Genomic DNA, 25,781 nt, shown 5'->3' with positions numbered 1-25,781 from the left:
AGAACTTTCAAACGGCATCATATCACCCCTTGACCTTCCCATAATGGGAAGCCCCATATGGCTTGTCATCACCATGAAGGAGACGGCGATGACGGTCATCGACAGGAACAGGAACGACCTCGAGACGCTCGATCTGGGCGTCGAGGGCATGACCTGCGCCAGTTGCGTCGCGCATGTCGAGCGCGCCATCGCGGCTGTGCCGGGCGTCGATGCGGTCGCGGTCAATCTCGCGACCGACCGGGCCCATATCACCTTCGCCAAGGGTGCCACTGACCTCAAGCAGATCGAGGCGGCTGTCCGGCAGACCGGCTACACGCCGGTCGAGAACACGATCGAATTGTCTGTTTCCGGCATGACCTGCGCCTCCTGCGTCGGGCATGTCGAGAAGGCCCTGCGCGCCGTGCCCGGCGTCGTCGAGGCGACCGTGAACCTCGCGACCGAGCGTGCCAGCGTGAAGACGCTCGCCGGCGACGACGTCGTCCCTGCCCTGGTGAAGGCCGTGGCCGGCGCGGGCTACGAGGCGAGCCCGGTCGCGGCGGCCGATGCCGATGCCGCCACGCGCCGGCAGGCCGCCAAGGACGAGGAGCAGGGCAAGCTGCTGCGCTCGGTCATCCTGGCCGGCCTGCTGACCCTCCCGTTGCTCGTCGTCGAGATGGGCGGCCATATGGTCCCTGCCCTGCACCATTGGCTCGCGGGCACATTCGGTGAGTGGAACGTCCGCGTCTTCTCCTTCGTGCTGGCGACCATCGTGCAGTTCGGGCCAGGACTAGTCTTCCTGCGCAAGGGCTTTCCGGCGCTGCTGCGGGCTGCGCCCGACATGAACTCGCTCGTCATGCTCGGTACCGGCGCGGCCTATCTCTATTCGACGGTCGCGACCTTCCTGCCGAACCTGCTGCCAGCGGGCACGGAGGGCACCTATTTCGAATCCGGTGCGGTGATCGTGACGCTGATCCTGCTCGGCCGCTGGTTCGAGGCCCGCGCCAAGGGCCGCACCGGCGCAGCCATCCGCAGCCTGATCGCGCTCCAGCCCAAGACGGCCCGCGTGCTGCGCGACGGCGCCGAGAGCGATATCCCGGTCGAGAGCGTCCGCCCCGGCGACGTCGTCATCCTCAGGCCGGGCGAGCGCGTCCCGGTCGATGGCGAGGTCACGGACGGCACCTCCTTCGTCGATGAATCGATGATTACCGGCGAACCTGCGCCCGTGCGCAAGGAAGCCGGCAGCACCGTCACCGGCGGCACCGTCAACGGCTCGGGCGCGCTGCGCTTCACGGCGCAGAAGGTCGGTTCCGACACGCTGCTGGCCCAGATAGTACGCACCGTGCAGGCCGCTCAGGGCGCCAAGCTGCCGATCCAGGCGCTGGTCGACCGCGTCACCCTCTGGTTCGTCCCGGTCGTGATCGCTCTGGCGCTGGCGACCTTCCTGGTCTGGCTGAGCTTCGGGCCGAGCCCGGCCCTGTCGCATGCGCTGGTCAATGCCGTCGCGCTGCTGATCATCGCCTGCCCCTGCGCCATGGGTCTGGCCACCCCGACCTCGATCATGGTCGGCACCGGCCGGGGCGCCGAGCTCGGCATCCTGTTCCGGCAGGGCGACGCCTTGCAGGCGCTGAAGGACGTCCAGATCGTCGCCCTCGACAAGACGGGAACGCTGACCAAGGGCAAGCCGGAACTCACCGATATCGAGCCGGCTTCGGGGTTCGCGGCCGACGAAGTGCTGCGTCTCGTCGGCTCGGCCGAGAACCGCTCGGAGCATCCACTGGCGCTGGCGCTCGTCGCGGCGGCCAAGGCACGCGGTCTTGCGCTCGCCGAGCCGGCTGATTTCGCCAGCGATCCCGGCCGCGGGGTTACCGCGACGGTCGAAGGTCGCAAGGTCGCGATCGGCGGCCACAGGCTGATGGAAGAGGCAAAGCTCGATACCGCGCCCTTCGCGGCCCGCGCCAAGGCGCTGGCCGAAGGCGGCAAGACCCCGCTCTATGCCGCGATCGACGGCCGGATCGCCGCCGTCATCGCCGTTGCCGACGCGGTGAAGGAGACCACGCCCGCCGCCATCGCAGCGCTGCACAAGCTTGGGCTCAAGGTCGCGATGGTGACCGGCGACGACCGGCGCACGGCCGAGGCCGTGGCGCGCCAGCTCGGCATCGATGAGGTCCGCGCCGAGGTGCTGCCGACCGACAAGGCCGAGGTGGTGAAGGCACTGCAGAAGGGCGGCGCCAAAGTCGCCTTCGTCGGCGACGGCATCAACGACGCGCCTGCCCTCGCCCAGGCCGATGTCGGCATCGCCATCGGTACCGGTACGGACATCGCCATCGAGAGCGCCGATGTCGTGTTGATGTCGGGCGACGTCATGGGCGTGCCGCGCGCCATCGCGCTGTCGCAGGCCGTGATCGCCAATATCCGCCAGAATCTGGCCTGGGCCTTCGGCTACAATGCCCTGCTGATCCCGGTCGCGGCCGGCGTACTCTACCCGGCCTTCGGCATCCTGCTCTCGCCGGTTTTCGCCGGGCTCGCCATGGCCCTGTCGAGCGTCAGCGTCGTCAGCAATGCGCTCAGGTTGAAGCGCTTTCAGGTGGAGGCCTGAGATGAATATCGGCGAAGCCGCAACCCGCTCCGGCGTCAGCGCCAAGATGATCCGCTACTACGAGAGCATCGGGCTGATCACCCCGCCGGCCCGCACGGCGGCGCAGTACCGGGTCTATGCCGATGAGGACGTGCATACGCTGCGCTTCGTGCGCCGCTCCCGCGATCTCGGCTTCTCGCTGGACGAGACGCGCGAGCTGCTGACGCTCTGGCGCGACAAGAGCCGCGCCAGCGCCGATGTGAAGCGCCTCGCCATGGCCCATGTGCGCGAGCTCGAGGAAAAGGCGGCCGAGCTCAAGGCGATGGCCGACACGCTGCGGCACCTGGCGACGCATTGCCATGGCGACCATCGGCCGGACTGTCCCATCCTGGCCGATTTCGCGGCCGCCTCGCCGGTGCAAGCCAAGGCCTGAGACGCTGTTCCGCCATGCGCCTCCGGTCTGGACGCCGCAGGCCGAGATTGCTCATATGCCGCTGCCCACATGAGCCGGATCCGGTCAGGCCAACGCGACCTGCCCGGTGAATCCGTCTCTCAACAAATGACAGAGAGCCCGCGCCCCGTTCGGAACGGGCTCTAGGCGGAACGACAATGGACAATCGAAACGATCTCTGGCGGCATGTCGATGCGAACAAGGAGCGCCTGATCGCGCTGAGCGACAGGGTCTGGGGCATGCCGGAGGTTTGCTACACCGAGAAGCGCTCGGTGGCTGAGCACGTCGCCGAGCTGAAGCACCAGGGCTTCCGCATCACCGAGAACGTCGCCGACATCCCGACCGCCGTGATCGGCGAGGCCGGTGAAGGCGGCCCGGTCATCGCGTTCCTCGGCGAATACGACGCCCTGCCCGGCCTCTCGCAGGAAGCCGGGGCTTCCGAGCACAAGGAAATCGAGACCGGGGGCCACGGCCATGGCTGCGGCCATAACCTGCTCGGCTCGGCCGCGATGCTCGCCGCCGTCGCGATGAAGGAGTGGCTCGCCGAGAACAAGATCCCCGGCCGCGTGCGCTACTATGGTTGCCCGGCCGAGGAAGGCGGCGCCGCCAAGGCCTTCATGGTCCGCGCGGGCGCCTTCGACGATGCCGATGTCGCCATCAGCTGGCACCCGTCGAGCTTCTGGGAGGTCGCTCCAGCGCTGGCGCTCGCCAATACCCGCGCCGATTTCGTCTTCACCGGCCGTGCCTCGCATGCCGCCGCCGCGCCGCATCTCGGCCGCTCGGCGCTTGATGCCGTCGAGCTGATGAATGTCGGCGTCAACTACATGCGCGAGCACATGCCGTCCGATGCGCGCGTGCATTACGCGCTGCTCGACACCGGTGGCATCGCGCCGAACGTCGTGCAGGCCCATGCCCGCGTGCGCTATTCGATCCGCGCCCGAGACCTGCGCGGCATGCTCGAGCTCGTCCAGCGCGTGAAGAAGATCGCCGAAGGCGCCGCACTGATGACGGAAACCAAGATGGAGATGCGCATCGTCAGCGCCGTTTCCGACCTCGTCGCCAATACGCCGCTTGAGGAAGCCATGCACAAGGTCATGGAAGATCTCGGCGCGCCGCATTTCGACGACGCCGACAAGGCCTATGCCGAGAAGATCCGCGCGACACTCTCGCCGCAGGAGATCGCATCGATCTGGCGCACGATCGGCATGCCGGATACCGGCACGCCGCTCGCCGACTTCCTCGTGCCGCGCGATGCCAAGCGCAATCCGGCGATCGGATCGACCGATATCGGCGACGTCAGCTGGGCGGTGCCGACCGTGCAGGCCCATGCGCCGACCGTCGCGATGGGCACGCCCTTCCACACCTGGCAGGTGGTGGCGCAGGGCAAGTCGCCCGCCGCGCACAAGGCGATGGTCCATGTCGCCAAGGCGATGGCCGCGACCGGCGCAGCCGTGCTCAGCGACCCGGCCCTGATGGAAGCCGCCAAGGCCGACCACAAGGCCCGCCTCGGCAAGGAGGGCTACACCTCGCCGCTGCCGCCCGAGGTCAAGCCGCCGCTGACCATGTCGCTGGGCTGAGCGCGACGGAACCTCGCCGTCATTCTCGGGCGCCGCGCAGCGGCGACCCGGGAATCTCGTGCCGGTAGAGGCGCCCTTCCTTCACGAGATGCTCGGGTCAGGCCCGAGCATGACGGCTGTGGCTGCGTTGCCTTGCCGATTGAACGAACACACATGATCCGGGACAATGGGGCTCTGCTGCCAGCCGGCAGAATCGTCCGCCCGGAGCAACCATGGATCGCGCAGAAGAGTCGGACGGCGGACTGGGCCGGCATCACCGCTCGGCCAGCGGTCAGGCTGATTCCACTGTTCCCGAACCCGTCGATCTGGCCGGCTATGTGCTGGACGAGCAGTTCGGCTTCCTGCTGCGGCAGATGCAGCAGCGCTATGTCGCGATGTTCCAGCAGATGATGGGCGAGGACGGGCCGACGCCGCCGCAATTCGCGGTCCTGTGCCGGCTTGCCGCCGATGGGCGGATTTCCCAGAACCAGCTCGGCCGCATGACCGCGATGGACCCGGCCACCATCCGGGGCGTGGTGACGCGCCTGGAAGAACGCGGACTGGTCGAGCGCCTGCACGATCCCGACGACAAGCGGCGCGTGCTGGTGCAGCTCGGTCCACGCGGGCGCGAGCAATTGCCGGGTTATGTCGAGCGCGCCAAGGCGATCACAATCGCCGCCCTCGATCCGATCAAGGATCGGGAAGTCGCGCCCTTGCTCGATCTGATGCGGCGCCTGCTCGCCGGCTTCAAACCGCCAGATACTGGCTCCGCGCCGCCTCGTCGGACTTGAGCGCCGCCATCGTATCGTCGAAGCGGATCAGCCCCTTCTCGATGATGACGGCGCGGTCGGCGACGCTGCCGGCGAAATGCAGGTTCTGCTCGGAGAGCAGCACGGACAACCCTTTGTCCTTCAACACGCGGATCGTCTCGGCCATCGCCTCGACAATGATCGGCGCGAGCCCTTCCGAGGGCTCGTCGAGCAGCAGCAGGCGCGGATTGCCCATCAGCGTGCGGGCAATGGTGAGCATCTGCTGCTCGCCGCCCGACATCGCGCCGCCCGGCCGGTCGCGCATGCGCCCGAGATTGGGGAAGAGCGCGAACAGCCGCTCGGGTGTCCAGTGCGGAGCGCCCGCTCGCGCCGGCTGGCGCCCGACTTCGAGGTTCTCCATCACCGTCAGCTCCGAGAAGACGCGACGATCCTCCGGGACATAACCGACGCCGAGGCGGGCGATGGCGAAGGGCTCGCGGCCGGCGATCTCCTTGCCTTCGAAGCGGATCGTGCCGCGCGGCTGCGGCACCAGCCCCATCACCGTCTTCATCGTCGTCGACTTGCCGGCGCCGTTGCGGCCCATCAGCGCCACGACCTCGCCACTTCCGACCGAAAAGCCGACACCGTGCAGGATCTGGGCGCGGCCATACCAGGCCTCGACGCGGGAGAGCTCAAGCAGCGGCGCCATCAGTGCCCTCCCGACGTCGCGCCGGAGCCGAGATAGACGGCACGGACCTGCGGGTCGTTGCGGACCTCGGCGCTGGTCCCGGACGCGATCAGCCGGCCGCGGTCGAGCACCAGCACGCGGTCGGCATGGGCGAAGACGACATCCATGTCGTGCTCGGTGAACAGCACAGCGATGCCGCGCTCCCTGGCGATGCCGGCGGTCAGTGCCATCAGCGCAATCCGCTCCTGCGGCGCCATGCCGGCGGTGGGCTCGTCCATCAGCAAGAGCTTCGGCGCATTGGCGAGCGCGATGGCGAGTTCGACCCGCTTCAGGTCGCCATAGGCCAGCACGCCGCAGGCGCGTTCGGCCTGCTCGCGCATGCCGACCTGATCGAGCAGCCCGTCCGCCGCCTCACTGTGGCGCCGGTTGGCGCGGCCGAAAAGGCGCCAGCTCTCGCCGGCATGCGAGATCAGCGCCATCTGGACGTTCTCGCGCACGGTCATCGAGGCGAAGGTCGCGGTGATCTGGAAGGTGCGGCCAACTCCGAGTCGCCAGACCTTGCGCGGCGCGAGCCCGGTAATCGGGCGGCCCTCCAGCAGGATCTCGCCGCGATCGGGCTTGAGTTGCCCGTTCAACATGTTGAAGCAGGTCGTCTTGCCGGCGCCGTTGGGGCCGATCAGGGCCACGAGCTTTCCCGCTTCGACCGAGAACGACACGCCATCGACCGCCTTCACGCCGCCGAAGGATCGGGCAAGGTCGCGGGCCTCAAGCACGGCAGGCACGGGCGCGCTCATCTTGCAGCCGCCTCCGGTGCGGCGCTCTCGCGCCGGGCACGCCAGAACAGCCAGGTGCCGACGAGGCCGCGCGGGAACAGCACGACCAGGAGCACGATCGAGAGACCCAGCGCGAAGCGCCAATAGGTCGTCAGCTTCGCGAGCTGCTCGTTCAAGCCCATATAGGCGAAGGCACCGACGACCGGCCCGGCCACCGTCTGCACGCCGCCGAGCAGTACCATGAGCAAGGCATCGACCGAGCGCGGGATCGCCATATAGGTCGGGAAGACCGAGCCTTTCGAGAAGGCGAAAAGCCCCCCTGCGATACCGGCCGCGAGCGCGGCGATGACGAAGGCCGCCCATTGCAGGCGCCCGACATCGAGGCCGATCGCCTCCGCCCGCAAGGGGCTGTCGCGGCCGGCGCGCAGGGAATAGCCGAAGGGCGCGAAGATGATGAGGCGGAGCGCCAGGATCACGAGCACGGCGATGGCGAGCGCGAGATAATAGAAGGCTGTCTTGGAAACCGCCCAGGCCGAGGGCCAGACACCGAGGATGCCGTTGTCGCCGCCGGTCAGATCCACCCATTGGAAGGCCGTGGCCCAGGCGATCTGGGCGAAGGCCAGGGTCAGCATGGCCAGGTAGACGCCCGAGAGCCGCACGCAGAACCAGCCGAAGATCGCGCCGGCGACGCCCGCCATCAGCGGTGCCAGCACCAAGGCCGGCTCCATCGATGCGCCCAACCATTTCACCGCCAGCGCCGCACCATAGGCGCCGAGGCCGAAATAGGCGGCATGGCCGAAGGAGATGATGCCGCCGGGCCCCATCAGCAGATGCAGCGAGGCGGCGAAGACCGCGAAGATCACCAGATCGGTCAGCGTCAGGACGAGATGATCCGGCACAAGGAGCGGCGCGAGGACCAGGAGGACGAGCGCCACGGCCCCAAACGCCCTGGCCGCGCCGTCGGCCGGGCGCAGCAGGAAGAGCTGGCCGGCATGGCCGCGCGGCTCGGCAGCGGCCCTGCCGAGCAGGCCGTGGGGCCGGGCGATGAGAACCGCCGCCATCACCAGGAAGACGAGGACAAGCGTGATCTTGGGCAGGATCAGGATGCCGAAGGCGTGGAGCACCCCGATCAGGACGGCGGCGAGATAGGCGCCGGTCACGCTGCCCAGCCCGCCGACCACGACCACGACGAAAGCCTCCGCGATCATGGACAGGTCCATGTGCAGGTTGATCGCCTCGCGCGGGAGCTGGAGCGCACCGCCCAGCCCCGCAAGGGCTGCACCGAACGCGAAGACCGAGGTGAAGAGCAGGCGCTGGTTGACGCCGAGCGCGCTGACCATCTCACGGTCTTCAGTCGCGGCCCGGATCAGCACGCCCCAGCGCGTCCGGTGGAACAGGAGCCAGATCAGTCCGAGCACGACCGGACCGACCGCGATCAGGAACAGATCGTAGCTCGGGAAGCGGCCGTCGAACAGGAAGACGAAACCTTTGAAGCCGGGCGCGCGCGGACCGAGCTTGTCCTCCGGCCCCCATATCGCCAGCGCGATGTCCTGCAGCATCAGCACGACACCGAAGGTGGCGAGCAGTTGGAACAGCTCCGGCGCCTGATAGATGCGTCTGAGTATCGTGACCTCGATCAGCGCGCCGACGAGGCCTGTGAGCAGCATGGCCAACACCACGCCGCCCCAGAAGCCGAAGGCATCGGCCGGGCCGAAATACGTCACCAGCGTGAAGGCCAGATAGCCGCCCAGCATGTAGAGCGAGCCATGGGCGAAGTTCACGATGCGCGTGACGCCGAAGATGATCGACAGCCCGCACGCGACCAGGAACAGCGACGACGCCGAGGCCAGGCCGTTCAGGGTCTGGGTAAGGACGAGATTCAGCATGTCGTCTCGGGCGGGCGATCGATCTCAGATGGAGGAGGGCTTGACGGGGGCGAGTTCCGAATCGCGCCGGCGCTTCGCTCCGTCATTCTCGGGCGAAGCGAAGCGTAGACCCGAGAATCTCCCGCCGAAAGAGGCTCAGGAGCCTCAGGCGTCAAGAGATGCTCGGGTCAAGCCCGAGCATGACGCGCGGCGCCCCGCCGAACTCAGACGGCCGGGCGCAGCTTGCGGACCTCGTCATCACCAGGCAGGTATTTGGCGCCGTCGCGATAGCTCCAGTCGACCATTACGCCCTTGCCGTTCCTTTGCGCGCTCTTGCCGACATAGGCGCCGAGCGTCGACTGGTGGTCGATCTTGCGGAATTCGATCGGGCCGAAGGCCGAGCCGAACTTCAGCCCCTCGAAGGCGTCGACCAGCTTCTCGTTGTCGGTGGAGCCCGCCTTCGCCAGCGCGGCCGCGATGGCCTGCACCGTCTCGTAGCCGACGACCGAGCCCAGCCGCGGATAGTCGTTGTACTTCGCCTTGTAGGCGTCGCGGAACTTGACGTGCTCCGGCGTCTGCAGGTCGGCATGCGGATAGCCGGTGATGATCCAGCCCTCCGGCGTCTCGGCGCCGAGCGTGTCGAGATATTCCGGCTCGCCGGTCAGCATCGAGACGACCTCGCGCCCCTCGAACAGGCCGCGCGTATTGCCGGCTCGGACGAAATTGGCGAGGTCGACCGCGAAGGTGACGTTGAAGATCGCCTCGGGCTTGGCGGCTTCCAGCGCCTGGACGGTGGCGCCGGCATCGATGCGGCCGAGCGCGGGGAACTGCTCGGCGACGAAGGTCACGTCGGGGCGCGCCTTCAGGAGCAATTCCTTGAACCATTTCACTGCCGACTGGCCGTATTCGTAGTTCGGCGCGACGATCGCCCATTTCTTGGCCGGGAGCTTGGCCGCTTCCTCGACCAGCATCGCGGCCTGCATGTAGGTCGAGGGGCGCAGCCGGAAGGTGTAGCGATTGCCCTTCGACCAGACGAGCGCGTCGGCCAGCGGCTCGGAGGCGACATAGAGCCTCTTATTCTGGTTGGCATAGTCGGCGAGCGCGAGGCCGACATTGGAGAGGAAGCCGCCGGCGATGATGTCGACCTTCTCGGCGGTGGCGAGATCGGCAGCGTGGCGCACTGCGTCTTCCGGCTTGCCGGCGTCGTCGCGGAAGACCGTCTCGAGCTTGCGGCCGAGCACGCCGCCGGCCGCATTGATCTGCTCCTGCGCCAGTTCCCAGGCCTGGCGATAGGGTTTCAGGAAGGCCGGTTGGGCGGTATAGCTGTTGATCTCCCCGATGCGGATCGGCCCTGCGCCCTGGGCGCGTACCAGGCCGGGCGTTCCGACGGCGGCGACGCCGGCGATGAAACTGCGACGATCGATCTGCATCAGGCTGTCCTTCGCTCCGCTTCGGCCGCGATCCGCGCCGATACCACCCGCCGCCAGACGCGGCAGGAGCGGAATTCATATGAATGCATATGAAATTCCATGCTGACTGATTGTCAACAGCTTCTCGGCAATGCAGCAGAAGCAGGGCTGCCCAGAAACGCGGCGCGGCAATCGCTGAATCGCGGTAAAATGTTTTGATTTCAAAGACATGACGACAGGTGAAAAATAAGTCAGTGCTGCTGCCCTTTTTCTCTTGCGGCAGCGAGGTAGCGCACTTATTTATTGCTCAGCGCAGCAGAGATGTTGCGTCGCCCTCCTTGGGCGTTTCCTCCCTAGACTTGGGCTGCGCTTTCCGGCGCGGCCCTTTTTTCTTGCCTGAGAGCTCCTGCGCTCACCACCAGCGGCCGCCGTAGTACCAGCCCGGCGGTGCATCGTATCGGTCGAAACTAGCGCGCCGATCCGCCGCGCGATTGAGGTCGAGCTGCAGCAGGCAGTTCGCGAACCCTTCGCTCGATGTCCGGAAACCGAAAGAGTGGCAACGCGCCTCGTCGGCCGCGCGCAGCTCGGCATCCGTCACGCAGCCGCTGCACGCGAGCGCAAGGAGAGCGCCGGCGACGAGCTTTCCGATACTCATGCCGCGTCTCCTCTGCGCACGGGCTGCACACGTGATACGCGCATGCGGCCCTCCGGTTCCAGACCTGCCTCAGCGCGAAAACCGGACGGGCACCGCGAGCGCGATCGAGCTGCCGCCAATCCCGTCCGGCGGTGCCGGCACCGGGCTCGCCCGTCGAATCATCGCGACCGCCTCGTCGTCCAGTGCGGCGTCTCCCGAGCCGCGGACCAGCCGGGCCGAGAGAACCCGGCCGCCACGGTCGATGCTGAAGGCGACCTGGACGGTTCCGGGGCTGGCGCCGTTCGGGAAGCGCTTGAAGCGGTTGAGATGGGCGATCAGAGAACCGCGCCAGCTGGCATTGGCGGCCGGCGAAGCGCTCGGGGAGCCCGAGGCAGGAGCGGCTGCTTGCGCAGCGGCCTGCGCCTGTGCGACCGGCGCCGTGGTCTGCTCGGCCTTCGGCTTGTCCGGGTCCAGCGGCTTTCGGCGCTCGACGACCTTCGGCTTGGGCTTGGGCTTTGGCTTTACCTCCGGCGGCTTCGGCTGCTCCTTTGGCGGCGGCGTCAGCACGGCGGCGGCGTCAGGCAGCGAGGGCAGCTCGGGGATTTTGATCTCGGGTTCTGGGATCGCGACCGGTTCAGGCTCCGGCGGTGGGGGCTCGGGCTCCTTGGGTTGCTCGACCGGCTCGGGTGTTGGCGGTTCGGGCTCGGGCTGCGCCTCGACCATCTCCGGCCCCGGCGCGACATCCCGCTGCGGCGCCTCGGGCGCGACGGCGAGCGGGGCGAGCTCGATCATGACGGCGGCGGGCGGCGTGCCCATCGCGGCCTCGGCACGCTGCCAGTTGGCCACGACCCAGCCGGCCGCGCCATGGGCGCTCGCCACTACGAGCGCCGCCACGCTCCAGCGCAGCGCCGCCGGTGCGAAGCGCGACAGCGAACGGCGCTCCAGGCTCATGGCTTGGTCCCCGCAGCAGCGCCTTGCCCGGTGTCCTCGAGGCCGACGAGCGCGATCTTGAGGTAACCGGCGTTACGCAGCAGGTTCATCACATCCATCAGCTCGCGATAGGCGACGGTGCCGTCGGCACGCAGGAAGACGCGCTGCTCGCGGTCCCGGTTCGTGCGCTGGTCGAGCGTCGCCTGCAGGGTTTCGCGCGGCACGGTGTCGTTGCCGAGGGCGAGCGAGAGGTCGCTCTTCACGGTCAGGAAGACAGGTGTATCCGGCCGCGGCTGTGGCTGCGCGTTCGACACCGGCAGATCGACCGCGACGTCGACCGTGGAGAGCGGCGCGGCCACCATGAAGATGATCAGCAGCACCAGGATGACGTCGATGAAGGGCGTGACGTTGATCTCGCTGACTTCGCCGAGATCGCCGTCCTGCGGGTCCTTGAGGGAAACGGCCATGGCTCACTCCGCCGGCACAAGCGGTGCGGAGGCGGACGCGGCCGCCGATGCCGAGGAGGCCGAGCGCGAGGTTGGCGCGAGCGCGCGCTGGCGCCGTTCGAGATCGCGCGAGAGATGGCGCAGAATTTCGCCTGAAGCGTCCGACAGGGTGGCGCGATAGCCGGTGATCGCGCGGGCGAAGACATTGTAGATGATGACGGCGGGGATCGCCGCGACGAGGCCGATCGCGGTCGCCAGCAGCGCCTCGGCGATGCCCGGCGCCACGACCGCGAGGTTGGTCGTCTTCGCCTGGCTGATGCCGATGAACGAGTTCATGATGCCCCAGACCGTGCCGAACAGGCCGACGAAGGGGGCCGTTGAGCCTATGGTCGCGAGCAGCCCCGTTCCGCGCGCCATGGAGCGACCGGCGCGGGCCTCGATCCGGGAAAGCGCGATGGCGACGCGCTCCTTGATGCCGTCCTCACCGAGATCGGCCGAGCGGCGCGTCTCGGAGAGCGCGGCGTTGAGAAGCTCGCCGACGGCGCCGCGCAGCTTGCCGTTCTTGGAAGCGGCGGCGCCGGCTGCGGCGTTCAGGCTGTCCGCCGCCTCGATGCGGCGCAACGCGCGTCCGGCCGCGGCCTTCGCGGCGGCGAGCTCCATCGCCTTGGCGAACCAGATCGTCCAGGTCACCAGCGAGGCGAAGGCGAGGCCGAGCATCACGGCCTTCACGACGATGTCCGCCGCCATGAACATGCCCCAGGGCGACAGGTCGTGCGGCAGCACCGCCGTCGCGGCCGGCGCGGCGGCGGGAGCCGATGGAGCCTCCGCCGTCAGCGGCGGATGCGCGGTGCTCGGCGGGTTCATGCCGAACTGTGACGGAACCGAAGGCAGCGGGTTGGTCGGGGTGGCCGGCTGAACTTGAGCGGCGGGAGGCGGGGCCGCGGCCGGAGTCTGGGCCGGCTGGCCCTGAGCCTGGACGGCCAGCCCGGACAGTGCCGAGAGACCCGCCGCGACGAGAGCCAGACGAAACGCGCGCATCATCACCAAGTCCAGTCTTCGCTGGAGGTAAGCTTACCCAGCCGCCGCCGGCTCGGAGTCTGTCGGTTTGCGCTCTTTGCACAAGGCCACAGGCCTCGCGCCCAAGAGATCATTCCGAATATCTGAGACTCCGCTGCTTCCTCATTGGAAAAATTACAAAAAAGACTTGCAGCACCTATTCTGCATATGCGATACGCCTGTTCGAATAGGGTCCGCATGTCAAGGCTAACTAGCCTTGAGCTGTGCTTGTGCGCGGTCTCCTTTCCGACGCCAAAGGCGATCGGGAAATTCCCACATAGCCGTTATTCGATGGATGCAGGGCTGTGCGCCGGCTCGCCCTTCAGGAATCCGTCGGCCGATCGATCTCGGCCTGAAGCGCGGCGAGGTGTTCGCTCGCTGCTGCGGTGGCGGCCTGCTCGACAGCCCGGAAGCGCATGATCAAGGCCTGGCCGAGATCGGTCACGCGGGCTCCGCCGCCGTTGCGACCGCCGGTCTGGCGCTCGACCACCGGCTTGCCGAACAATGTGTTCAGCTCCTCGACCAGCTCCCAGGCCCGCCGGTAGGACATAGCCATCGCCCTGCCCGCGGCCGAGATCGAGCCCTGCGCCGCGATCTGCTCGAGCAATTCGATCTTGCCGGGGCCGATCCGCCCCTCGGGATCGAGCTCGATGCGCAGGCTGAGCGACGGCACCGGAGCCGCTCAGGAGGCTTTGGCGAGATCGGCGCCCTCGCCGCAGGCGGTGAGATAGATCACTGCCATGCGTTCGATCCCGGCCTGGTCGGCGGCGTCGAAACGCGCGACCGAGGGGCTGTCGAGATCGATCACGCCGATGACGCCGTCACGGCCGATCAGCGGGACGACAAGCTCCGAACGGGAGGCCGAGTCGCAGGCGATATGGCCGGGAAAAGCATGGACGTCCTCGACCAGCATCGAGGCGCGGCGCACCACTGCGGTTCCGCAGACGCCCTTCCCGACGGGTATGCGCACGCAGGCCGGCTTGCCCTGGAAGGGGCCGAGCACGAGCTCGCCGTCTCGCATCAGATAGAAGCCGGCCCAATTCAACTCCGGCATCATCTGGTAGAGCAGCGCCGAGGTGTTGGCTGCGTTGGCGATCGGGTCGCTCTCCCCGGCGAGCAGGGCTTCGAGCTGGGCCGCGAGCTCGCGATAGAATGCGGCCTTGTCGGTCGTGTCGATGCGATGTGCCTCGAACATGGCTCTGCGTCTCGCTGAAGGTCTTTGAGTCCGAGGGCTGTCCTACCACCATCGACAGGCCGGCGCCAAAGCCCTTTCCGAATGCAGGCGGGTCATGGCAATCCTCCCCCCGCGCCATCTGAAAGGGAATCGACCTTTGAGCGGGACGATCCGGCGGCTGCGCATCGCGGCCGCTCTGCTGACCGACGAACGCCAGCGCCTGCTTCTTGTCAGGAAGCGCGCAACCACGGCCTTCATGCAGCCGGGCGGCAAGATCGAGCCCGGCGAGCAGCCGCTGGACGCGTTGCTCCGCGAGCTTCGGGAGGAGCTCGGTTTTTCCATTCCCCGCGATGAGCCGCGCTATCAGGGTCATTTCACTGCACCGGCCGCCAACGAACCCGGATTCACGGTCGAGGCGGAGATCTTCACGCTCGCTTTGCCCGCAAAGCCGCGTCCGGCCGCCGAGATTGCGGAGATCGCGTGGCTGGAGCCCGGCCAGCCGCCGGCTGTCGCGCTCGCCCCGCTGACTCGAGACCATATCCTGCCGCTCTGGCGTTCCCTCGCTTCGGAGACCTTGCGTGATGAATGAGCTGAACCCCGTGGCCGGCCTGCGCCGCGCCGATGGCAGCGCCGGAGACGCCGATTACGGCCGGATCGGCCAGGGCTATGCCGCCTACCGCCAGCCGGAGCCTGCCATCGCCGCCCTGATCGAGAGCGCGCTCGGCCCGGCCGGTCGCATCCTCAATGTCGGGGCCGGCGCAGGCTCCTATGAGCCGCGCAACCGCGACGTCACGGCGGTCGAGCCTTCCGCCTCGATGCGGGCGCAGCGGCCGGCCGGCATTGCCGTGGCCATCGATGCGACGGCCGAGAGACTGCCCTTCCCCGACCAATCCTTCGACGCGAGCATGGCGACCTTCACCGTGCATCAATGGCAGGACCTCGATGCGGGCCTGCGCGAGATGCGCCGCGTAACGCGCGGCCCGGTCGTGATCCTCTCCTGCGACCCGGAGCTGGTGGAAGCCTTCTGGCTCAACCACTACGCCCCCAACGTCCTAGCGACGGAGGCACGGCGCTATCCCTCGCTCGGGCATATCGGCAAGGTGCTGGGCGGCGATGTCGAGATCATCGCGGTGCCGATTCCCCTCGCCTGCCGCGATGGCTTCAACGAGGCGTATTACGGCCGGCCGGAACTCTTCCTGGAGCCGGGTGCACGCTCGGCCTGCTCCGCCTGGAGCTTCGTGAGCGAAGCCGAGAGTGCGGCGTCGATCGCCCATTTGCGGGGCGACATCGAATCCGGCGCCTGGGATTCCTGCTACGGCTTCCTGCGCAGCCAGCCGAATTTCGAAGGCTCGCTGCGCCTCGTCGTCGCGCGGCCCTGACTCAGGCGGCTTTCGGGCGGGGCACGGGTGTTTCCGCGATCCATCGCTCCAGAGCGATGGCGTAGTCCATGGCGGCGGCGTCAAGCGCGTGCTGCGGGAGCTTGTCCGCCCGGTAGAGGATAAAGGGCTCGCTCCACAACAGGCCGCAGCGATTTGCGGTGGCGCGCAGCGGGGCGAGCAGCTCGATCATCGGGAACATGTTCCGGCCGCCCGGCCGGTAGGCCTCAGGCACGTTGCCTGCGGTCGCGGCCAGCATCAGGGGCGTTCCTTCGAGCAACCGCCCTTCCGTCTCATAGGCAAGATAGAACATCCGGGTCAGCACGGCGTCCTGCCAGGCCTTCAACAATGCCGGCGTCGAATACCACTGGATCGGGAACTGCAGCACGATCCGGTCGGCCGTGAGCAGGCGGTCGGCCTCGCGCTCGGCGTCGCGGAAGATCTCGATCCCGCCCGGATAGCTCGCCTGCATGTCGACGATCTCGACGCCGGGCAGCCTGCCGGCTGCCGCAGCCAGTGCGGCATTGGCGTTGGACTGGGAGAGGTCGCGGTGGAAGAGGAGGATGAGCGTCTTGGTCATGGTCGTCTCCTGCGGTGGCGAGACGACCCTGCGGTCAAACAAGAAATTCTTCCAATCGATTATCGATCTATCACATTATCGAACCGATGAATTTAAGGTCGCTCGATCTCAATCTCCTGGTGGTTCTCGACGCGCTTCTGGACGAGGCGCATGTCAGCCGCGCAGCCGATCGGCTCGGGCTGTCGCAGCCGGCCACATCCGCAGCGCTGCAGCGTTGCCGCCATCTGTTTCGGGACGAGCTTCTCGAACGTGGCCGGGGAACGATGTTCCTGACGCCAAAGGCGGAATCACTGCGCGCCCCGCTGAAATCGCTGCTCGCCGGCGTGACGGAGCTCGTCGAGCCGCCGCAGGTGCCGCTCGCGGAAATCCGCCTGACCTTGCGCATCACCACGGCCGACTATCCGGCCGTGTTCCTGATCGGCCCGTTGCAGGAGGAGCTGCAGCGTTCGGCACCGGGGATCGATATCGTGATCCAGCCGTGGCATGGCGCCGATACTGCCCGCGCGGCCCTGGTCGAGGGCACCAGCGATATCGCCATTTCCGTGTTTCCGCCGGCGGAGGATGACCTCCATCGCGAGGAGCTTCTGGTCGAACACTATGCCGTCGCGATGCGCCGCGGTCACCCGGCCGAAGCCGCGTTCGGTCTCGCGGCGTGGCTGGCCTATCCGCATATTCTCGTATCCGGCCGCGGCGATACGCGCACTCCCGTCGATGCGGAACTCGCCAGCCGCGGCCTGACGCGGCGCGTCGGCTTCGTCGTGCCGAATTTCCAGATGGTCCAGGCACTGCTGCACGGCTCGGACATGATCGTCCTCCTGCCTTCGCGCGTGCTGTCATCCTTCGAGGGGCTGGTTTCGTTCCCGCCGCCGCTGCCGGTGCCGGGCTTCTCGCTCCATCTCGCCTGGCACCGGCGACGCTTGAAGGATGTCGCCCTGCAGCATGTCGCGGCTATTCTGACCAAGATGTTCCGGTAACGACACGGTTTGAAAGCCGCCTTGCAAGGTACCGAAGATATTGGCCGCACGGCTTCGCGCGCTCCACAGGCTGCTATGGGCCATGGAAGTGATTTGACGCTGGCGATTTTGCGCGAATGAGGGGAGCGAGGACACAAACCTTCCGGTCCCATCTCCACCGCTTCGACCTCATCAAATCGTTCCCATGGCCCATGACAGCCTCTAGACTGCTTTTTCCGAAGCCAGTCCGGAGCGCATCCCATGGAACGACGTTCATTTCTGTTCGGATTGCTTGCCCTTGCAACGGGCTCCGCCCTGGCCCTCCCGGCGCGGGAGGCCGAAGCGGCGCCGCGGCAGCCGACGCCATCGCCGGATCAGGAACTCAGGCTGCCGGACGGGAGGCCGATCGACTGGTCCCAGCATCGCAGGGGCCACCCGGTCCACCGCCGGCATCACTATCGGCACTGGCACCGCCATAATCGCCCCCGCAGGCGGGTTTGCCGGACTCATTGGGATCGATGGGGACGGCCTATTCGCCGGTGCCACTGGGTCTCGTTCTAGAGCATTTTCGAGCGCAGCGGGTATCGCTTCGCGTAAAGAAAATGCTTTAAAACAAAGAGCAAGAGCAGTTCCGCGTATCGAATAAACGCGGAGATGCTCTAGCGTTGTTTCTGCGGGCGGGCAAAGCGAACGTCCCGCCGCTATCGATCGCGACTTGGGGGGAACATGCAGACGCTCGATCATGTGATTGTCTGGATCATCATTGGAGTGATCGGCGGCGGCTTGGCTGGCCTCGCGATCAGATGGGACAGGCGCGGCTTCGGCTTCTTGCGGAATCTCGCCGTGGGTCTGGCGGGCGCCGTGGTCGGCGGCCTGCTCTTCCGGTGGCTCCAGATTCTGCCGGGCCTCGACAACATCGCGATTTCGCTCAGGGATGTGATCGCTGCCTTCGTCGGATCGCTGATCGTGCTCGTCGGCCTCTGGGGTTGGAAGCGCTTTGAAGGGCCCTCGGCCTGAGGCCGGAGCGCAGGCCACCCTTCAGAACCGCCAGATCAGCGGGACGTAGAAGACGGCGATCACGAAGAACCAGAGCATCAATGGCGCGCCGAGCTTCCAGTAGCTGTTGAAGCTGTAGCCGCCCGGACCCATGACCATCATGTTGGTCGCGGTCGCGATCGGCGTCAGGAACGAGGCGGAGCCGGCGACGCACAGGCTCATCAGGACTGGCCGCGGCGAGACGCCCATGCCGGCGGCTGCGGCCATGGCGATCGGGATGACCAGCATCGTCGTCGCCGTGTTGCTCATGACCTGGCCGAGGCTCGCGGTCAGCACGAAGAGGCCGGCGAGAAAGACGATGGGGCCTGCCCCGCCGGTCAGCGTCACGAGATGGTCGGCCACGATCTTGGCCGCACCCGACTGCACCATTGCGGTAGAGAGCGGCATCATCGCCGCGATCAGGATCACCGTCGTCCAGTTGATCGCGCGATAGGCCTGCTCGACGCTCATGATGCCGGCGCCGATCAGCGCCCCGGCACCGAGGAGCCCGGCGACGGCCGGCGGCAGGATGCCCGTCGCGAGCATTGTGACGAGGCCGGCCAGCACCGCCAGCGCGACGCCGGCGCCAGCCCCCATCGGCACGGCCTGGCGCCTGACGAGGTCGGGCGAGTTGACGACGAGCACGTCGGGATCGTCGAGATGCAGATCGAGCGCTTCCCAGCTGCCTTCGAGCAGCAGCGTGTCGCCGGCGGCCAGCGTTTCGCCCGGATCAATGTCGACGCCGGCCCGCTGGACGGCGAGCACGACGAGATCGCCGCTGTCGGTCACCATGCCCGGAAAGAGAGCGCGGCCGATCAGCGCCGAGCGCGGCGGAATCACGACCTCGGCCAGGCCCGAGCGCCGGCTGAACAGTCCTTTTTGAGCAGGATCGTCACGCAGGGCGAGGTGCTTGTCCGCCGCCAGCGTCGCAACGGCCTCGGCATCGCCGCGCACGAGGAGGTAGTCGCCCTCCGAAACCGCCGGCGCCCGCAGCGGCATTGCCGTGTCTCCGGCCTGCACAGCCATCAGGCTGAGCCGCCCATCCGCACCGAGATCGATATTGCCCGGTGCGACGCCGATGTAGGACGAGGTCGAGCGCACGCGCAGCCGGAAGATGCCGTCGCTCAGTCCGTAATGCTCGACGAGGGTCTGGGCGTGCCGGCTGAAATCGGCCGGCAGCCGCGCGCTGCTTTGCTGCGGCAGCAGGCGCTTGCCCAGCAGCAGGATGATCGCGATCGTGCCGGCCAGAAGCGGCAGGCCGACGAAGGCGAATTCGGCAAAGGCGAAGCCCTGCAGGCCGGCATCCTCCAGCGCCTCCGACACCAGGATGTTCTTGGGCGCCCCGGTCAGCAGGAGGTTGGAGCCGGCATGGGAGGCGAAGGCGAGCGGCATCAGCAACTGGGCCGGCGACTGGCGCAGCCGCACCGCCGCCATGACCGCCACCGGCATGAGGGCTGCGACCGCTCCGCTGCCACTGATGAAGGCGCTGAGACAGCCGGCTGCGACCATGATGATGATCAGTAGGCGCGTCTGGCCATCGCTGCCGGCCTTGGCGATCAGATATTGGCCCGCCCAGGCGGTGACGCCGGTCTTCTCCAAGGCCGCGCTGACGATGAAGAGACTGGCGACGAAAAGGGCGGCGCGGTCCCCGAAGCCGGCGAAGGCCTGCTCGAGCGTGACCACGCCGGTCGCCCACAGTGCCAGCGCCGCCCCGATCGCGACCACGACGACCGGCAGCCTGTTCCAGGTGAACAATACGATCGCGGCCACGGTGACGACGGCAGTGCTTTCGATCGGTGTCACGCAGCGGTCTCCTGCAGGCCTTCGTCAGGTCCGGAGCATCAAAGCGCCACCGAGCAGGATGGCAAGAGCGATCAGTCCCAGCCCGGCCGCCGGCCAACGCCTCAGATGGACATCGATCTCTCCGATGCGGTTCGAGAGGCCGCGAACGAACGGCCCGCCCTTTTGCAGGAGGACGACGATGTCTCCCTCGGGAATCGCGCCCAGGCGACGGGGCAAGCGGTCGACGAACAGCATCGCCGCCGCGCCGAGCAGCATCGGCCAGGTCACCTTCCAGAGTGCTTCCGGCTGGAGCAGGCTGGCGACGGTTTCGCCGGACACCGCAGGATAGAGCGACCAGGGAACGATGAGCGAGGCGACGAGAACGATAAGCCAGGGCACGAGCTGCCCGAGCGGTGGTGATCCTGCAGGGTTGCCGATCGTATCTCGCCGGACGATCAGCAGGAAATGCACCATGAGTGCGGTGCTGCCGGCAGCGGCAAGAGTCATCGCGCCGGCGAGCCAGCCATAGCCGAGCATCGGCTTGGTCGCGAGCTTGGCCAGCGCGCCGCTGGTCAGCGGCAGGCCGCCGAGGCTCAGCGCGAGCACAGCGGTCAGCAGCAGCACAAGCCTCAGCCGCCGCCCGCCGGTTGCCGCCAGGATGCCGATGCCGAGGAAGAGCGCGCCCTTCACCAGCGTGTGGTGAACGGCGTAATAGGCGGTGAGATGGGTGGCGGCTGGGTCGGCGGTGTCGAGGCCGACGCCCAGCAGCACCGCCAGCAGACCCATCTGGCTCACGGTGGAATAGGCCAGCACCGTCTTGGCGCGCCGCTGGGTGATGCCGACCATGGCGCCGTAATAGGCCGTGACGATGCCGACCGCGATCAGGACGGTGCCCGGGAGCGGCATTCCCGCCTCGAAGGGCAGGAAGCGGATCAGCCCGATCACGCCGGCCTTGACCACGACGCCGCTCAGCACCGCCGAAGCCGGCGTCGGCGCCGCCGGATGCGCCAGCGGCAGCCAGACATGCAGCGGCACCAGCCCCATCTTCAGCGCGAAACCGAGGATGAACAGCGCGACGATGCCCTCCCGCATCGGATTGGCCTGGAGATCGGCGACGACGCCACGGATCTGCGGGTTGGCGTCGGGATGGCCAGCCGCCAGCATCACCAGCGCGATCAGGAGGAACGCCTCGCCCAGCAGCGCCAGCGCCACATAGATGACGCCGGCCCGTTGCGCGGGAGCGCTCTGCTCATGGATGATCAGGCCGTAGGCCGCGAGGCTCGCCAGCGTGAACAGCAGGTAGAAGTTCACGACATCGCCGACGAGGAAGAGGCCGAGGCTGCCGCCGAGCGTCAGCAGCCACCAGATGGCGAAGCGTGGTGCAGCCGGGTCGCGGGCCATCTGCGAGGCGGCATAGGCGCCGGCCGCGCTCCAGAGCAGCGCCGCTCCTGCAAGCAGGATCGCGCCCGGCTGGTCGAGCACCAGTGTCAGCCGGAACGGCGCGGGGAAAATGGCGAAGCGGCCTTCCGGTATGAGGATCGCCGCCGCGAGCGCCGGAAGCGGGGCGACGGCGAGCGCAGCCAGCGCCCTCGCCCGGAACCACGGCGACAGGCAGCAGGCTGCCAGCAGGAGCGGCACCAGCAGGGCCGAGGCGAGAAGGAGGCTGGTGGCGGTCATGGCGCCCACGCCGCGGCGAGGCCGTCACGGCCGATCTGCAGGAAGCCGAAGGGGCGCAGCGGCACGAAGCCGAGCAGAACGGCCGCCACGGCAAGGGCCAGCGCCGCGAGTTCGAGCCGTCGCGGCACCTTGCGTAGCGGCGCAATGGGAACGGCGGGGACGGCCAGTGCCTTGTCGATCACGCGGAAGACATAGCCGCCGGCGAGAAGGCCGCCGGCCAGAATCGTCGCGGCCAGCCATGGATAACCCTCGGTCACCGCTGCCGTCAGCAACAGGATCTTGGCGACGAAGCCGCCGCTCGGCGGAATGCCCATCAGCGATAGCCCGGCCAGTCCGAACGCAGCTGCGCTGAACGGCAGCACCCGGCCGAAGCCGCGCAGATCGGCGATGCGGTCGTGGCCGAAGGCCTCGGCAATGGCGCCGGCCGCCAGGAACATCGCCGCCTTCGCCAGCGCGTGCGAGATGAGCTGGAGCGCGCCGCCGGTCCAGGCGATCGTTCCCCAGGGCGGCAGCTCGGGGCTGCCGGCGGCCAGTGGAAAGACGATGAAGAGATAGCCGATCTGCGCGACGGTCGAGTAGGCGATCATCAGCTTGAGCCGCGCCTGCCGGAGCGCCATGACGCTGCAGAACAGGATCGAGGCCGCGCCGAGGACGGCCAGCAATTGGCCCGCAACAGCGGCCGATTGCGGCGGGGCTACATCGAGCACCAGCCGCAGGATCAGGAAGATCGGCGCCTTGATCACCAGCGCCGAGAGCACGGCGCTCGCCGGCGCCGGCGCCCCGGCATGAGCGGGGGGCAGCCACAGATGCAGCGGAAACAGCGCCGCCTTGGCCAGGAGCCCGACGATCATCAGCGCCAGCGCCGCCGCAAGTGCCGGGTCCTGTCGGCTGAGGCGCGACAGCGCGAGCAGGTCGAGCGTGCCGTATTGGCCGTAGATCAGCCCGGTCCCGAGCAAATAGAGCAACGAGCCGATCAGCGCGAACAGCAGGTAGCGCAGCGCGGCCTTGACGGTCTCGGCCCGGCCGTCGAGGCAGACGAGCGGCACCGCCGCGAAAGTCAGCAGCTCCAGCGCGACATAGAGATTGAACAGGTCCTCGCCGACGAAGACCGCGTTCAACGCGCTCCAGAGCGCGAGCAGCATCAGCCAGAAGGTCGTCGGCGCGCGCCCGTCTTCCGCGCCCTCATGAAGCTTGTGCTGGGTTCGCGCGAAAAGCCCTACGGCGACGATGACAAGCGCCGTCATCACGAGCATCGCGCCCGAAAGCCCGTCGGCCCGCAGCGCGATGCCAAGCGGTGGCTGCCAGGCGCCGACGACATAGGACAGCGCAGCCCCGCTCGACATCAACTGGACGGCGATCGCGATGGCAACGGCGAGCCCGGCCGCAAACGTCGTCATCGCGATCCGCGCCGCGCTGCGGGGCCCGCAGGCGAGGATCGCGAGCACGGCGCAGACCGGCAGGATCACGGCCAGGACCAGCAGGAAGCCGCCCGGCGTGGTGGCGTGGACGAGCGGCGTCACGTTCCGCTCCGTGGCTCGGGTGCAGCCTCGGCGCCTGCACGCTCGCCCACGTTCAGTTCGGAGAGCCGCTTCAGCAGTGCGACGGCCAGCGCGCTCGCCGAAAAGGCCACGACGATGCCGGTGATCACCAGCGCCTGCGGCACTGGATCAGCCTCGAGGCCGGCACCTGCGCCGCGCCGGGCGACGGCGCCGAAGACCAGGAAGATGCCCGCCCCCAGAATGTTGCAGCCGATGATCCGCCGCAGCAGTCCGGGATGAGTCACGACGGCGAAGAGCCCGATGCCGACAAGCGCTGCGCCGCATAGGCCGAACAGAATGCCGGGCTGAAGCGCAGCCGTCATCGTGCGGGCGCCTTTCGGGCGGGGCCGGCGACCAGCATGGCGAGCGCGGCTGCGATGGACAGCGTCAGGGCCGCCTCGATCGCCACGATGAGGGGTTTCGCGAGCCCTTCGGGGTAAGCGAGGAAGCCGCCTGCAAAGGCGAAACCGAGAAACGCGATCGCCAGGAACAGGGCCGGGCCCCCCGTGAGCACGAGCCGCAGCAGCGGCCGGGCCGTATCGGGCGGCGGATAGAGCCCCGCCATCATCACCAGCAGCCACATCGCGGCCAGCACCGTCCCGGCCTGGAAGGTGCCGCCCGGCGCGTCAGCCCCGACCCAGAACATGTAGACGCCGATCACGACGCCGAAGGGCGGCAGGGTGCGTGCGAGATAGGCCAGCGGCCCCGGAACGGCGGCGGGCTTCACCTCGGGCGCGCCGCCCCAGACGCCGTCCGGCGCCAGCGACCAGACCCCGATCAGGGCGAGCAGCACCACGACCTTCTCCAGCAGCGTGTCGAGCGCGCGATAGGCCAGCAGCACGGCGGTGACGGGGTTGCCCAGCCCCGTCGTTCCCAGCGCCTCCGAAGCCGCCGGCGCCAGCGTCGGAGCGGGAGAGGACAAGGTCAGCACGGCGAAGGCGAGCCCCGTGGAGATGGCGGCGCAGCCCACAGCCACGGCGAGCTTTCCGGCGCGCCGCATCGGCTCCTCGTGCTTGCCACGGCCGCGGAGCGCAGCCTCCGCTCGCAGCAGCAGGATGCCCGTCCCGCCCCCGCCGATGGCGATCTCGGTCAGGGCCACGTCCGGCGCCGCGAGCCGCACCCAAACCAGCCCGAGCAGGAGGCCGAAGGCCAGGAAGGCGATGATCGCGCTGCGCTCGTCCCGCCGCGCGACAACATAGGCCGCGAGCCCCAGGAGCCAGGCGACGAGCGCGAGATCGAGCAGGAGCGTCATGGCTCGGCTCTGTCGCGATGGACGGCACGGGCGAGCAGCTGGCTCGCCGTCGCGGCCGAAAGCTGCGCGAGCAGCCAGACGCAGATGAGCTTCACGCCGCCGGAAACGCTCGTCGCTTGCGGCAGCAGGCCGATCACGATCAAGCCGAGCCCGAGATTGTCGGCCTTGCTGATGGCGTGCAAGCGGCTGAGCGTATCGGGAAAGCGCAGCAGGCCGAGCGTGCCGGCCAGAAAAAGCAGCGCTCCCGCAGTCACCAGAATGATGGTGACGATGTCGGCGAGGCCGCTCACGGCCGCTCCTTCGACGAATCCCGATCGGCGCCCGGCCCCTCCGCGCCAAGCACGAAGGCGACGCAGGAGAAGGCCGCAAACAGCGCGAGCAGCAGCGCGACATCGCTCGTCGCCGCCGACCCGGAAGCAGTCCCCAGCAGCAGGAGGGCCGCCGCTCCGCCTGTCCCGAGCAACTGCACCGCCATCATGCGTTCGGCGACGATGCCGGAACGCAGAACCCGGAACAGAGCGACGGCGGTCACCGCCAGGATGAGGAGCGCCGCCGCGGTCAGGAAATCAGCCATCGCGCTTCTCCGGCCTGAGGATTCGCCGGAATGCCGCCTCGTCGTCGGCGACCTGCCGGGCCACGGCTTCGCGCAGATCGAGGCAATGGATGTGCAGCGTTCCGTCGGCCTCGGCGAAAACCGGCAGCTTGCCCGGCTGCAGGCTCATCACCGCGCAGGCCGAGTCTCGCGCCAGGCCGGCCGGGATCGTGGAGCGGCAGGTCGTAAAGCCGGGCTGCAGATCGGGCGTACGGGCAAAGGCGCGCCGTGCCACGTCGAGCCCTGCAAAGACGGATTGCGGCAGGAAACGGGCCAGGAAACGGAGGAGGCCCATCCATGACAGCTTTCCGCCGCCCGGCCAGAGCGCCGTACTGGCCCAGACCCCCGCTGCGCTGGCGACGAGCCCGACGGGCAAATCCTTGGGCGCGGGTCCGATCAGGATGACCCAAAGCAGCAGCAGCCCGAGCCCGCGGGTGAAAAGCGCCGAGAGCGGCGTGTCGTCGGCTGTGGCCGCCGCCTTCATTCCATCCGCCCGCCTCTGTGGGTGCCCTGCCGGGCCGTCAAGGCAAGGTAGCCTCCGCCTCCACGGGCAACATCAGCCCGACGTCTCACTCCTGTGCGCCGCGTCCCATTCTCGCCGGCGCTGCTGGCCGTGGCCGGCCCGATATGAGCAGGATGGCGTTCCGTGCCGCGCTCCGGGGATCGCATGAATCGGCCAAGGTTTTCGCCAATCACAGCTCTCTGCTCCGC

At 68.2% G+C, this 25,781-nt stretch carries 27 protein-coding genes; 8 read left to right on the top strand and 19 right to left on the bottom strand.

Annotation, left to right across the window (positions count from 1 at the left end; all coding sequences use genetic code 11):
- Nucleotides 1-88 precede the first annotated feature (88 nt).
- The 4 genes from AC1DNE_RS05960 to AC1DNE_RS05945 all read left to right on the top strand — a co-directional run bounded on the left by AC1DNE_RS05960 (nt 89) and on the right by AC1DNE_RS05945 (nt 5,352).
- A complete protein-coding gene (locus AC1DNE_RS05960; protein WP_441471021.1) occupies nt 89-2,575 on the top strand; it encodes a heavy metal translocating P-type ATPase in 2,487 nt (828 codons plus the stop codon).
- A 1-nt stretch (nt 2,576) separates the two neighbouring features.
- A complete protein-coding gene (cueR, locus tag AC1DNE_RS05955; protein WP_441471020.1) occupies nt 2,577-2,987 on the top strand; it encodes a Cu(I)-responsive transcriptional regulator in 411 nt (136 codons plus the stop codon).
- A 176-nt stretch (nt 2,988-3,163) separates the two neighbouring features.
- Nucleotides 3,164-4,582, top strand: a complete 1,419-nt coding sequence (locus tag AC1DNE_RS05950; protein WP_441471019.1) for a M20 family metallopeptidase — start codon at nt 3,164-3,166, stop codon at nt 4,580-4,582.
- Nucleotides 4,583-4,794: 212 nt separating this feature from the next.
- On the top strand, nt 4,795-5,352 hold the full coding sequence (locus AC1DNE_RS05945; protein ID WP_441471018.1) for a MarR family winged helix-turn-helix transcriptional regulator: 558 nt from the start codon (nt 4,795-4,797) through the stop codon (nt 5,350-5,352).
- Here AC1DNE_RS05945 and AC1DNE_RS05940 read toward each other — a convergent pair.
- From AC1DNE_RS05940 to AC1DNE_RS05895, 10 genes are all read right to left on the bottom strand, one after another.
- A complete protein-coding gene (locus tag AC1DNE_RS05940) occupies nt 5,309-6,019 on the bottom strand; it encodes an ABC transporter ATP-binding protein (protein WP_441471017.1) in 711 nt (236 codons plus the stop codon). The genes AC1DNE_RS05945 and AC1DNE_RS05940 overlap by 44 nt on opposite strands.
- On the bottom strand, nt 6,019-6,792 hold the full coding sequence (locus AC1DNE_RS05935) for an ABC transporter ATP-binding protein (RefSeq protein WP_441471016.1): 774 nt from the start codon (nt 6,790-6,792) through the stop codon (nt 6,019-6,021). Before AC1DNE_RS05935 ends, AC1DNE_RS05940 begins: the two co-directional genes overlap by 1 nt.
- On the bottom strand, nt 6,789-8,654 hold the full coding sequence (locus tag AC1DNE_RS05930; protein WP_441471090.1) for an ABC transporter permease: 1,866 nt from the start codon (nt 8,652-8,654) through the stop codon (nt 6,789-6,791). Before AC1DNE_RS05930 ends, AC1DNE_RS05935 begins: the two co-directional genes overlap by 4 nt.
- Before the next feature lie 206 nt (nt 8,655-8,860).
- On the bottom strand, nt 8,861-10,066 hold the full coding sequence (locus AC1DNE_RS05925; RefSeq protein WP_441471015.1) for an ABC transporter substrate-binding protein: 1,206 nt from the start codon (nt 10,064-10,066) through the stop codon (nt 8,861-8,863).
- A gap of 391 nt (nt 10,067-10,457) precedes the next feature.
- The gene (locus AC1DNE_RS05920; protein WP_441471014.1) at nt 10,458-10,700 is read right to left on the bottom strand and encodes a hypothetical protein; all 243 of its coding nucleotides are present in this window, start codon (nt 10,698-10,700) and stop codon (nt 10,458-10,460) included.
- Between the two features lie 69 nt (nt 10,701-10,769).
- Nucleotides 10,770-11,630 carry an energy transducer TonB family protein gene (locus AC1DNE_RS05915; RefSeq protein WP_441471013.1) on the bottom strand — a complete coding sequence of 287 codons (861 nt, stop codon included), beginning with the start codon at nt 11,628-11,630 and terminating at the stop codon, nt 10,770-10,772.
- Nucleotides 11,627-12,076 (bottom strand): TonB system transport protein ExbD, encoded by a 450-nt coding sequence (exbD, locus tag AC1DNE_RS05910; protein ID WP_441471012.1) that lies wholly within the window; start codon nt 12,074-12,076, stop codon nt 11,627-11,629. The genes AC1DNE_RS05915 and exbD overlap by 4 nt, the downstream gene beginning before the upstream one ends.
- A 3-nt stretch (nt 12,077-12,079) precedes the next feature.
- Nucleotides 12,080-13,096 carry a tonB-system energizer ExbB gene (gene exbB / locus AC1DNE_RS05905; RefSeq protein ID WP_441471011.1) on the bottom strand — a complete coding sequence of 339 codons (1,017 nt, stop codon included), beginning with the start codon at nt 13,094-13,096 and terminating at the stop codon, nt 12,080-12,082.
- A 337-nt stretch (nt 13,097-13,433) separates the two neighbouring features.
- Nucleotides 13,434-13,784, bottom strand: coding sequence for a winged helix-turn-helix domain-containing protein (locus tag AC1DNE_RS05900; protein WP_441471010.1), 351 nt, complete (start codon nt 13,782-13,784; stop codon nt 13,434-13,436).
- A gap of 9 nt (nt 13,785-13,793) precedes the next feature.
- A complete protein-coding gene (locus AC1DNE_RS05895; protein WP_441471009.1) occupies nt 13,794-14,306 on the bottom strand; it encodes a GAF domain-containing protein in 513 nt (170 codons plus the stop codon).
- Between the two features lie 136 nt (nt 14,307-14,442).
- Between AC1DNE_RS05895 and AC1DNE_RS05890 the strand changes: the two genes are divergently transcribed.
- On the top strand, nt 14,443-14,874 hold the full coding sequence (locus AC1DNE_RS05890; protein WP_476765343.1) for an NUDIX hydrolase: 432 nt from the start codon (nt 14,443-14,445) through the stop codon (nt 14,872-14,874).
- Nucleotides 14,867-15,664, top strand: a complete 798-nt coding sequence (locus AC1DNE_RS05885; RefSeq protein WP_441471007.1) for a class I SAM-dependent methyltransferase — start codon at nt 14,867-14,869, stop codon at nt 15,662-15,664. The genes AC1DNE_RS05890 and AC1DNE_RS05885 overlap by 8 nt, the downstream gene beginning before the upstream one ends.
- A gap of 1 nt (nt 15,665) precedes the next feature.
- On the opposite strand, the gene AC1DNE_RS05880 is transcribed toward AC1DNE_RS05885, so the two are convergent.
- Complete coding sequence (locus AC1DNE_RS05880; protein WP_441471006.1) at nt 15,666-16,241, bottom strand: NAD(P)H-dependent oxidoreductase; 576 nt, start codon at nt 16,239-16,241, stop codon at nt 15,666-15,668.
- An 86-nt stretch (nt 16,242-16,327) separates the two neighbouring features.
- On the opposite strand from AC1DNE_RS05880, the gene AC1DNE_RS05875 reads away from it, so the two are divergent.
- Together AC1DNE_RS05875 and AC1DNE_RS05870 are read left to right on the top strand one after the other, a co-directional pair.
- Complete coding sequence (locus AC1DNE_RS05875; RefSeq protein WP_441471005.1) at nt 16,328-17,215, top strand: LysR family transcriptional regulator; 888 nt, start codon at nt 16,328-16,330, stop codon at nt 17,213-17,215.
- Nucleotides 17,216-17,920: 705 nt separating this feature from the next.
- Nucleotides 17,921-18,211 carry a GlsB/YeaQ/YmgE family stress response membrane protein gene (locus AC1DNE_RS05870; protein ID WP_441471004.1) on the top strand — a complete coding sequence of 97 codons (291 nt, stop codon included), beginning with the start codon at nt 17,921-17,923 and terminating at the stop codon, nt 18,209-18,211.
- Nucleotides 18,212-18,232: 21 nt separating this feature from the next.
- Here AC1DNE_RS05870 and AC1DNE_RS05865 read toward each other — a convergent pair whose 3' ends face one another.
- Genes AC1DNE_RS05865 through AC1DNE_RS05830 form a run of 8 tightly spaced genes read right to left on the bottom strand, consistent with a single transcriptional unit; the run spans nt 18,233 to nt 25,554 of the window.
- The gene (locus tag AC1DNE_RS05865) at nt 18,233-20,032 is read right to left on the bottom strand and encodes an SLC13 family permease (RefSeq protein WP_441471003.1); all 1,800 of its coding nucleotides are present in this window, start codon (nt 20,030-20,032) and stop codon (nt 18,233-18,235) included.
- A gap of 24 nt (nt 20,033-20,056) precedes the next feature.
- Nucleotides 20,057-21,688 (bottom strand): complex I subunit 5 family protein, encoded by a 1,632-nt coding sequence (locus AC1DNE_RS05860; RefSeq protein ID WP_441471002.1) that lies wholly within the window; start codon nt 21,686-21,688, stop codon nt 20,057-20,059.
- The gene (locus AC1DNE_RS05855; protein WP_441471001.1) at nt 21,685-23,208 is read right to left on the bottom strand and encodes a complex I subunit 5 family protein; all 1,524 of its coding nucleotides are present in this window, start codon (nt 23,206-23,208) and stop codon (nt 21,685-21,687) included. Before AC1DNE_RS05855 ends, AC1DNE_RS05860 begins: the two co-directional genes overlap by 4 nt.
- Entirely contained in the window at nt 23,205-23,549 is a 345-nt protein-coding gene (locus AC1DNE_RS05850; protein ID WP_441471000.1) for an NADH-quinone oxidoreductase subunit K, read from the bottom strand. The genes AC1DNE_RS05855 and AC1DNE_RS05850 overlap by 4 nt, the downstream gene beginning before the upstream one ends.
- A complete protein-coding gene (locus tag AC1DNE_RS05845; protein ID WP_441470999.1) occupies nt 23,546-24,478 on the bottom strand; it encodes a hydrogenase subunit MbhD domain-containing protein in 933 nt (310 codons plus the stop codon). Before AC1DNE_RS05845 ends, AC1DNE_RS05850 begins: the two co-directional genes overlap by 4 nt.
- Entirely contained in the window at nt 24,475-24,768 is a 294-nt protein-coding gene (locus tag AC1DNE_RS05840; RefSeq protein ID WP_476765342.1) for a cation:proton antiporter, read from the bottom strand. Before AC1DNE_RS05840 ends, AC1DNE_RS05845 begins: the two co-directional genes overlap by 4 nt.
- Nucleotides 24,765-25,052 (bottom strand): monovalent cation/H+ antiporter complex subunit F, encoded by a 288-nt coding sequence (locus tag AC1DNE_RS05835; protein WP_476765341.1) that lies wholly within the window; start codon nt 25,050-25,052, stop codon nt 24,765-24,767. The genes AC1DNE_RS05840 and AC1DNE_RS05835 overlap by 4 nt, the downstream gene beginning before the upstream one ends.
- Nucleotides 25,045-25,554 (bottom strand): Na+/H+ antiporter subunit E, encoded by a 510-nt coding sequence (locus AC1DNE_RS05830; RefSeq protein WP_476765340.1) that lies wholly within the window; start codon nt 25,552-25,554, stop codon nt 25,045-25,047. Before AC1DNE_RS05830 ends, AC1DNE_RS05835 begins: the two co-directional genes overlap by 8 nt.
- Between the last annotated feature and the right edge of the window lie 227 nt (nt 25,555-25,781).

It is taken from the genome of Allobosea sp. 05L423 (assembly GCF_056397745.1).
Note: the sequence above shows the minus strand (reverse complement) of the source record. Positions and strands in the feature narration are given on the sequence as shown.

Excerpts from the sequence above, each read along its gene's own strand:
- AC1DNE_RS05935 (WP_441471016.1), bottom strand. The coding sequence starts at position 6,792 with ATGAGCGCGCCCGTGCCTGCCGTGCTTGAGGCCCGCGACCTTGCCCGA.
- AC1DNE_RS05940 (WP_441471017.1), bottom strand. The coding sequence starts at position 6,019 with ATGGCGCCGCTGCTTGAGCTCTCCCGCGTCGAGGCCTGGTATGGCCGC.
- AC1DNE_RS05915 (WP_441471013.1), bottom strand. The coding sequence starts at position 11,630 with ATGAGCCTGGAGCGCCGTTCGCTGTCGCGCTTCGCACCGGCGGCGCTG.
- AC1DNE_RS05845 (WP_441470999.1), bottom strand. The coding sequence starts at position 24,478 with ATGACGCTCCTGCTCGATCTCGCGCTCGTCGCCTGGCTCCTGGGGCTC.
- cueR (WP_441471020.1), top strand. The coding sequence starts at position 2,577 with ATGAATATCGGCGAAGCCGCAACCCGCTCCGGCGTCAGCGCCAAGATG.
- AC1DNE_RS05945 (WP_441471018.1), top strand. The coding sequence starts at position 4,795 with ATGGATCGCGCAGAAGAGTCGGACGGCGGACTGGGCCGGCATCACCGC.
- AC1DNE_RS05870 (WP_441471004.1), top strand. The coding sequence starts at position 17,921 with ATGCAGACGCTCGATCATGTGATTGTCTGGATCATCATTGGAGTGATC.
- AC1DNE_RS05925 (WP_441471015.1), bottom strand. The coding sequence starts at position 10,066 with ATGCAGATCGATCGTCGCAGTTTCATCGCCGGCGTCGCCGCCGTCGGA.
- AC1DNE_RS05835 (WP_476765341.1), bottom strand. The coding sequence starts at position 25,052 with ATGGCTGATTTCCTGACCGCGGCGGCGCTCCTCATCCTGGCGGTGACC.
- AC1DNE_RS05850 (WP_441471000.1), bottom strand. The coding sequence starts at position 23,549 with ATGACGGCTGCGCTTCAGCCCGGCATTCTGTTCGGCCTATGCGGCGCA.
- AC1DNE_RS05960 (WP_441471021.1), top strand. The coding sequence starts at position 89 with ATGACGGTCATCGACAGGAACAGGAACGACCTCGAGACGCTCGATCTG.
- AC1DNE_RS05950 (WP_441471019.1), top strand. The coding sequence starts at position 3,164 with ATGGACAATCGAAACGATCTCTGGCGGCATGTCGATGCGAACAAGGAG.
- AC1DNE_RS05875 (WP_441471005.1), top strand. The coding sequence starts at position 16,328 with ATGAATTTAAGGTCGCTCGATCTCAATCTCCTGGTGGTTCTCGACGCG.
- AC1DNE_RS05880 (WP_441471006.1), bottom strand. The coding sequence starts at position 16,241 with ATGACCAAGACGCTCATCCTCCTCTTCCACCGCGACCTCTCCCAGTCC.
- AC1DNE_RS05830 (WP_476765340.1), bottom strand. The coding sequence starts at position 25,554 with ATGAAGGCGGCGGCCACAGCCGACGACACGCCGCTCTCGGCGCTTTTC.
- AC1DNE_RS05860 (WP_441471002.1), bottom strand. The coding sequence starts at position 21,688 with ATGACCGCCACCAGCCTCCTTCTCGCCTCGGCCCTGCTGGTGCCGCTC.
- exbB (WP_441471011.1), bottom strand. The coding sequence starts at position 13,096 with ATGATGCGCGCGTTTCGTCTGGCTCTCGTCGCGGCGGGTCTCTCGGCA.
- AC1DNE_RS05920 (WP_441471014.1), bottom strand. The coding sequence starts at position 10,700 with ATGAGTATCGGAAAGCTCGTCGCCGGCGCTCTCCTTGCGCTCGCGTGC.
- AC1DNE_RS05895 (WP_441471009.1), bottom strand. The coding sequence starts at position 14,306 with ATGTTCGAGGCACATCGCATCGACACGACCGACAAGGCCGCATTCTAT.
- AC1DNE_RS05885 (WP_441471007.1), top strand. The coding sequence starts at position 14,867 with ATGAATGAGCTGAACCCCGTGGCCGGCCTGCGCCGCGCCGATGGCAGC.
- exbD (WP_441471012.1), bottom strand. The coding sequence starts at position 12,076 with ATGGCCGTTTCCCTCAAGGACCCGCAGGACGGCGATCTCGGCGAAGTC.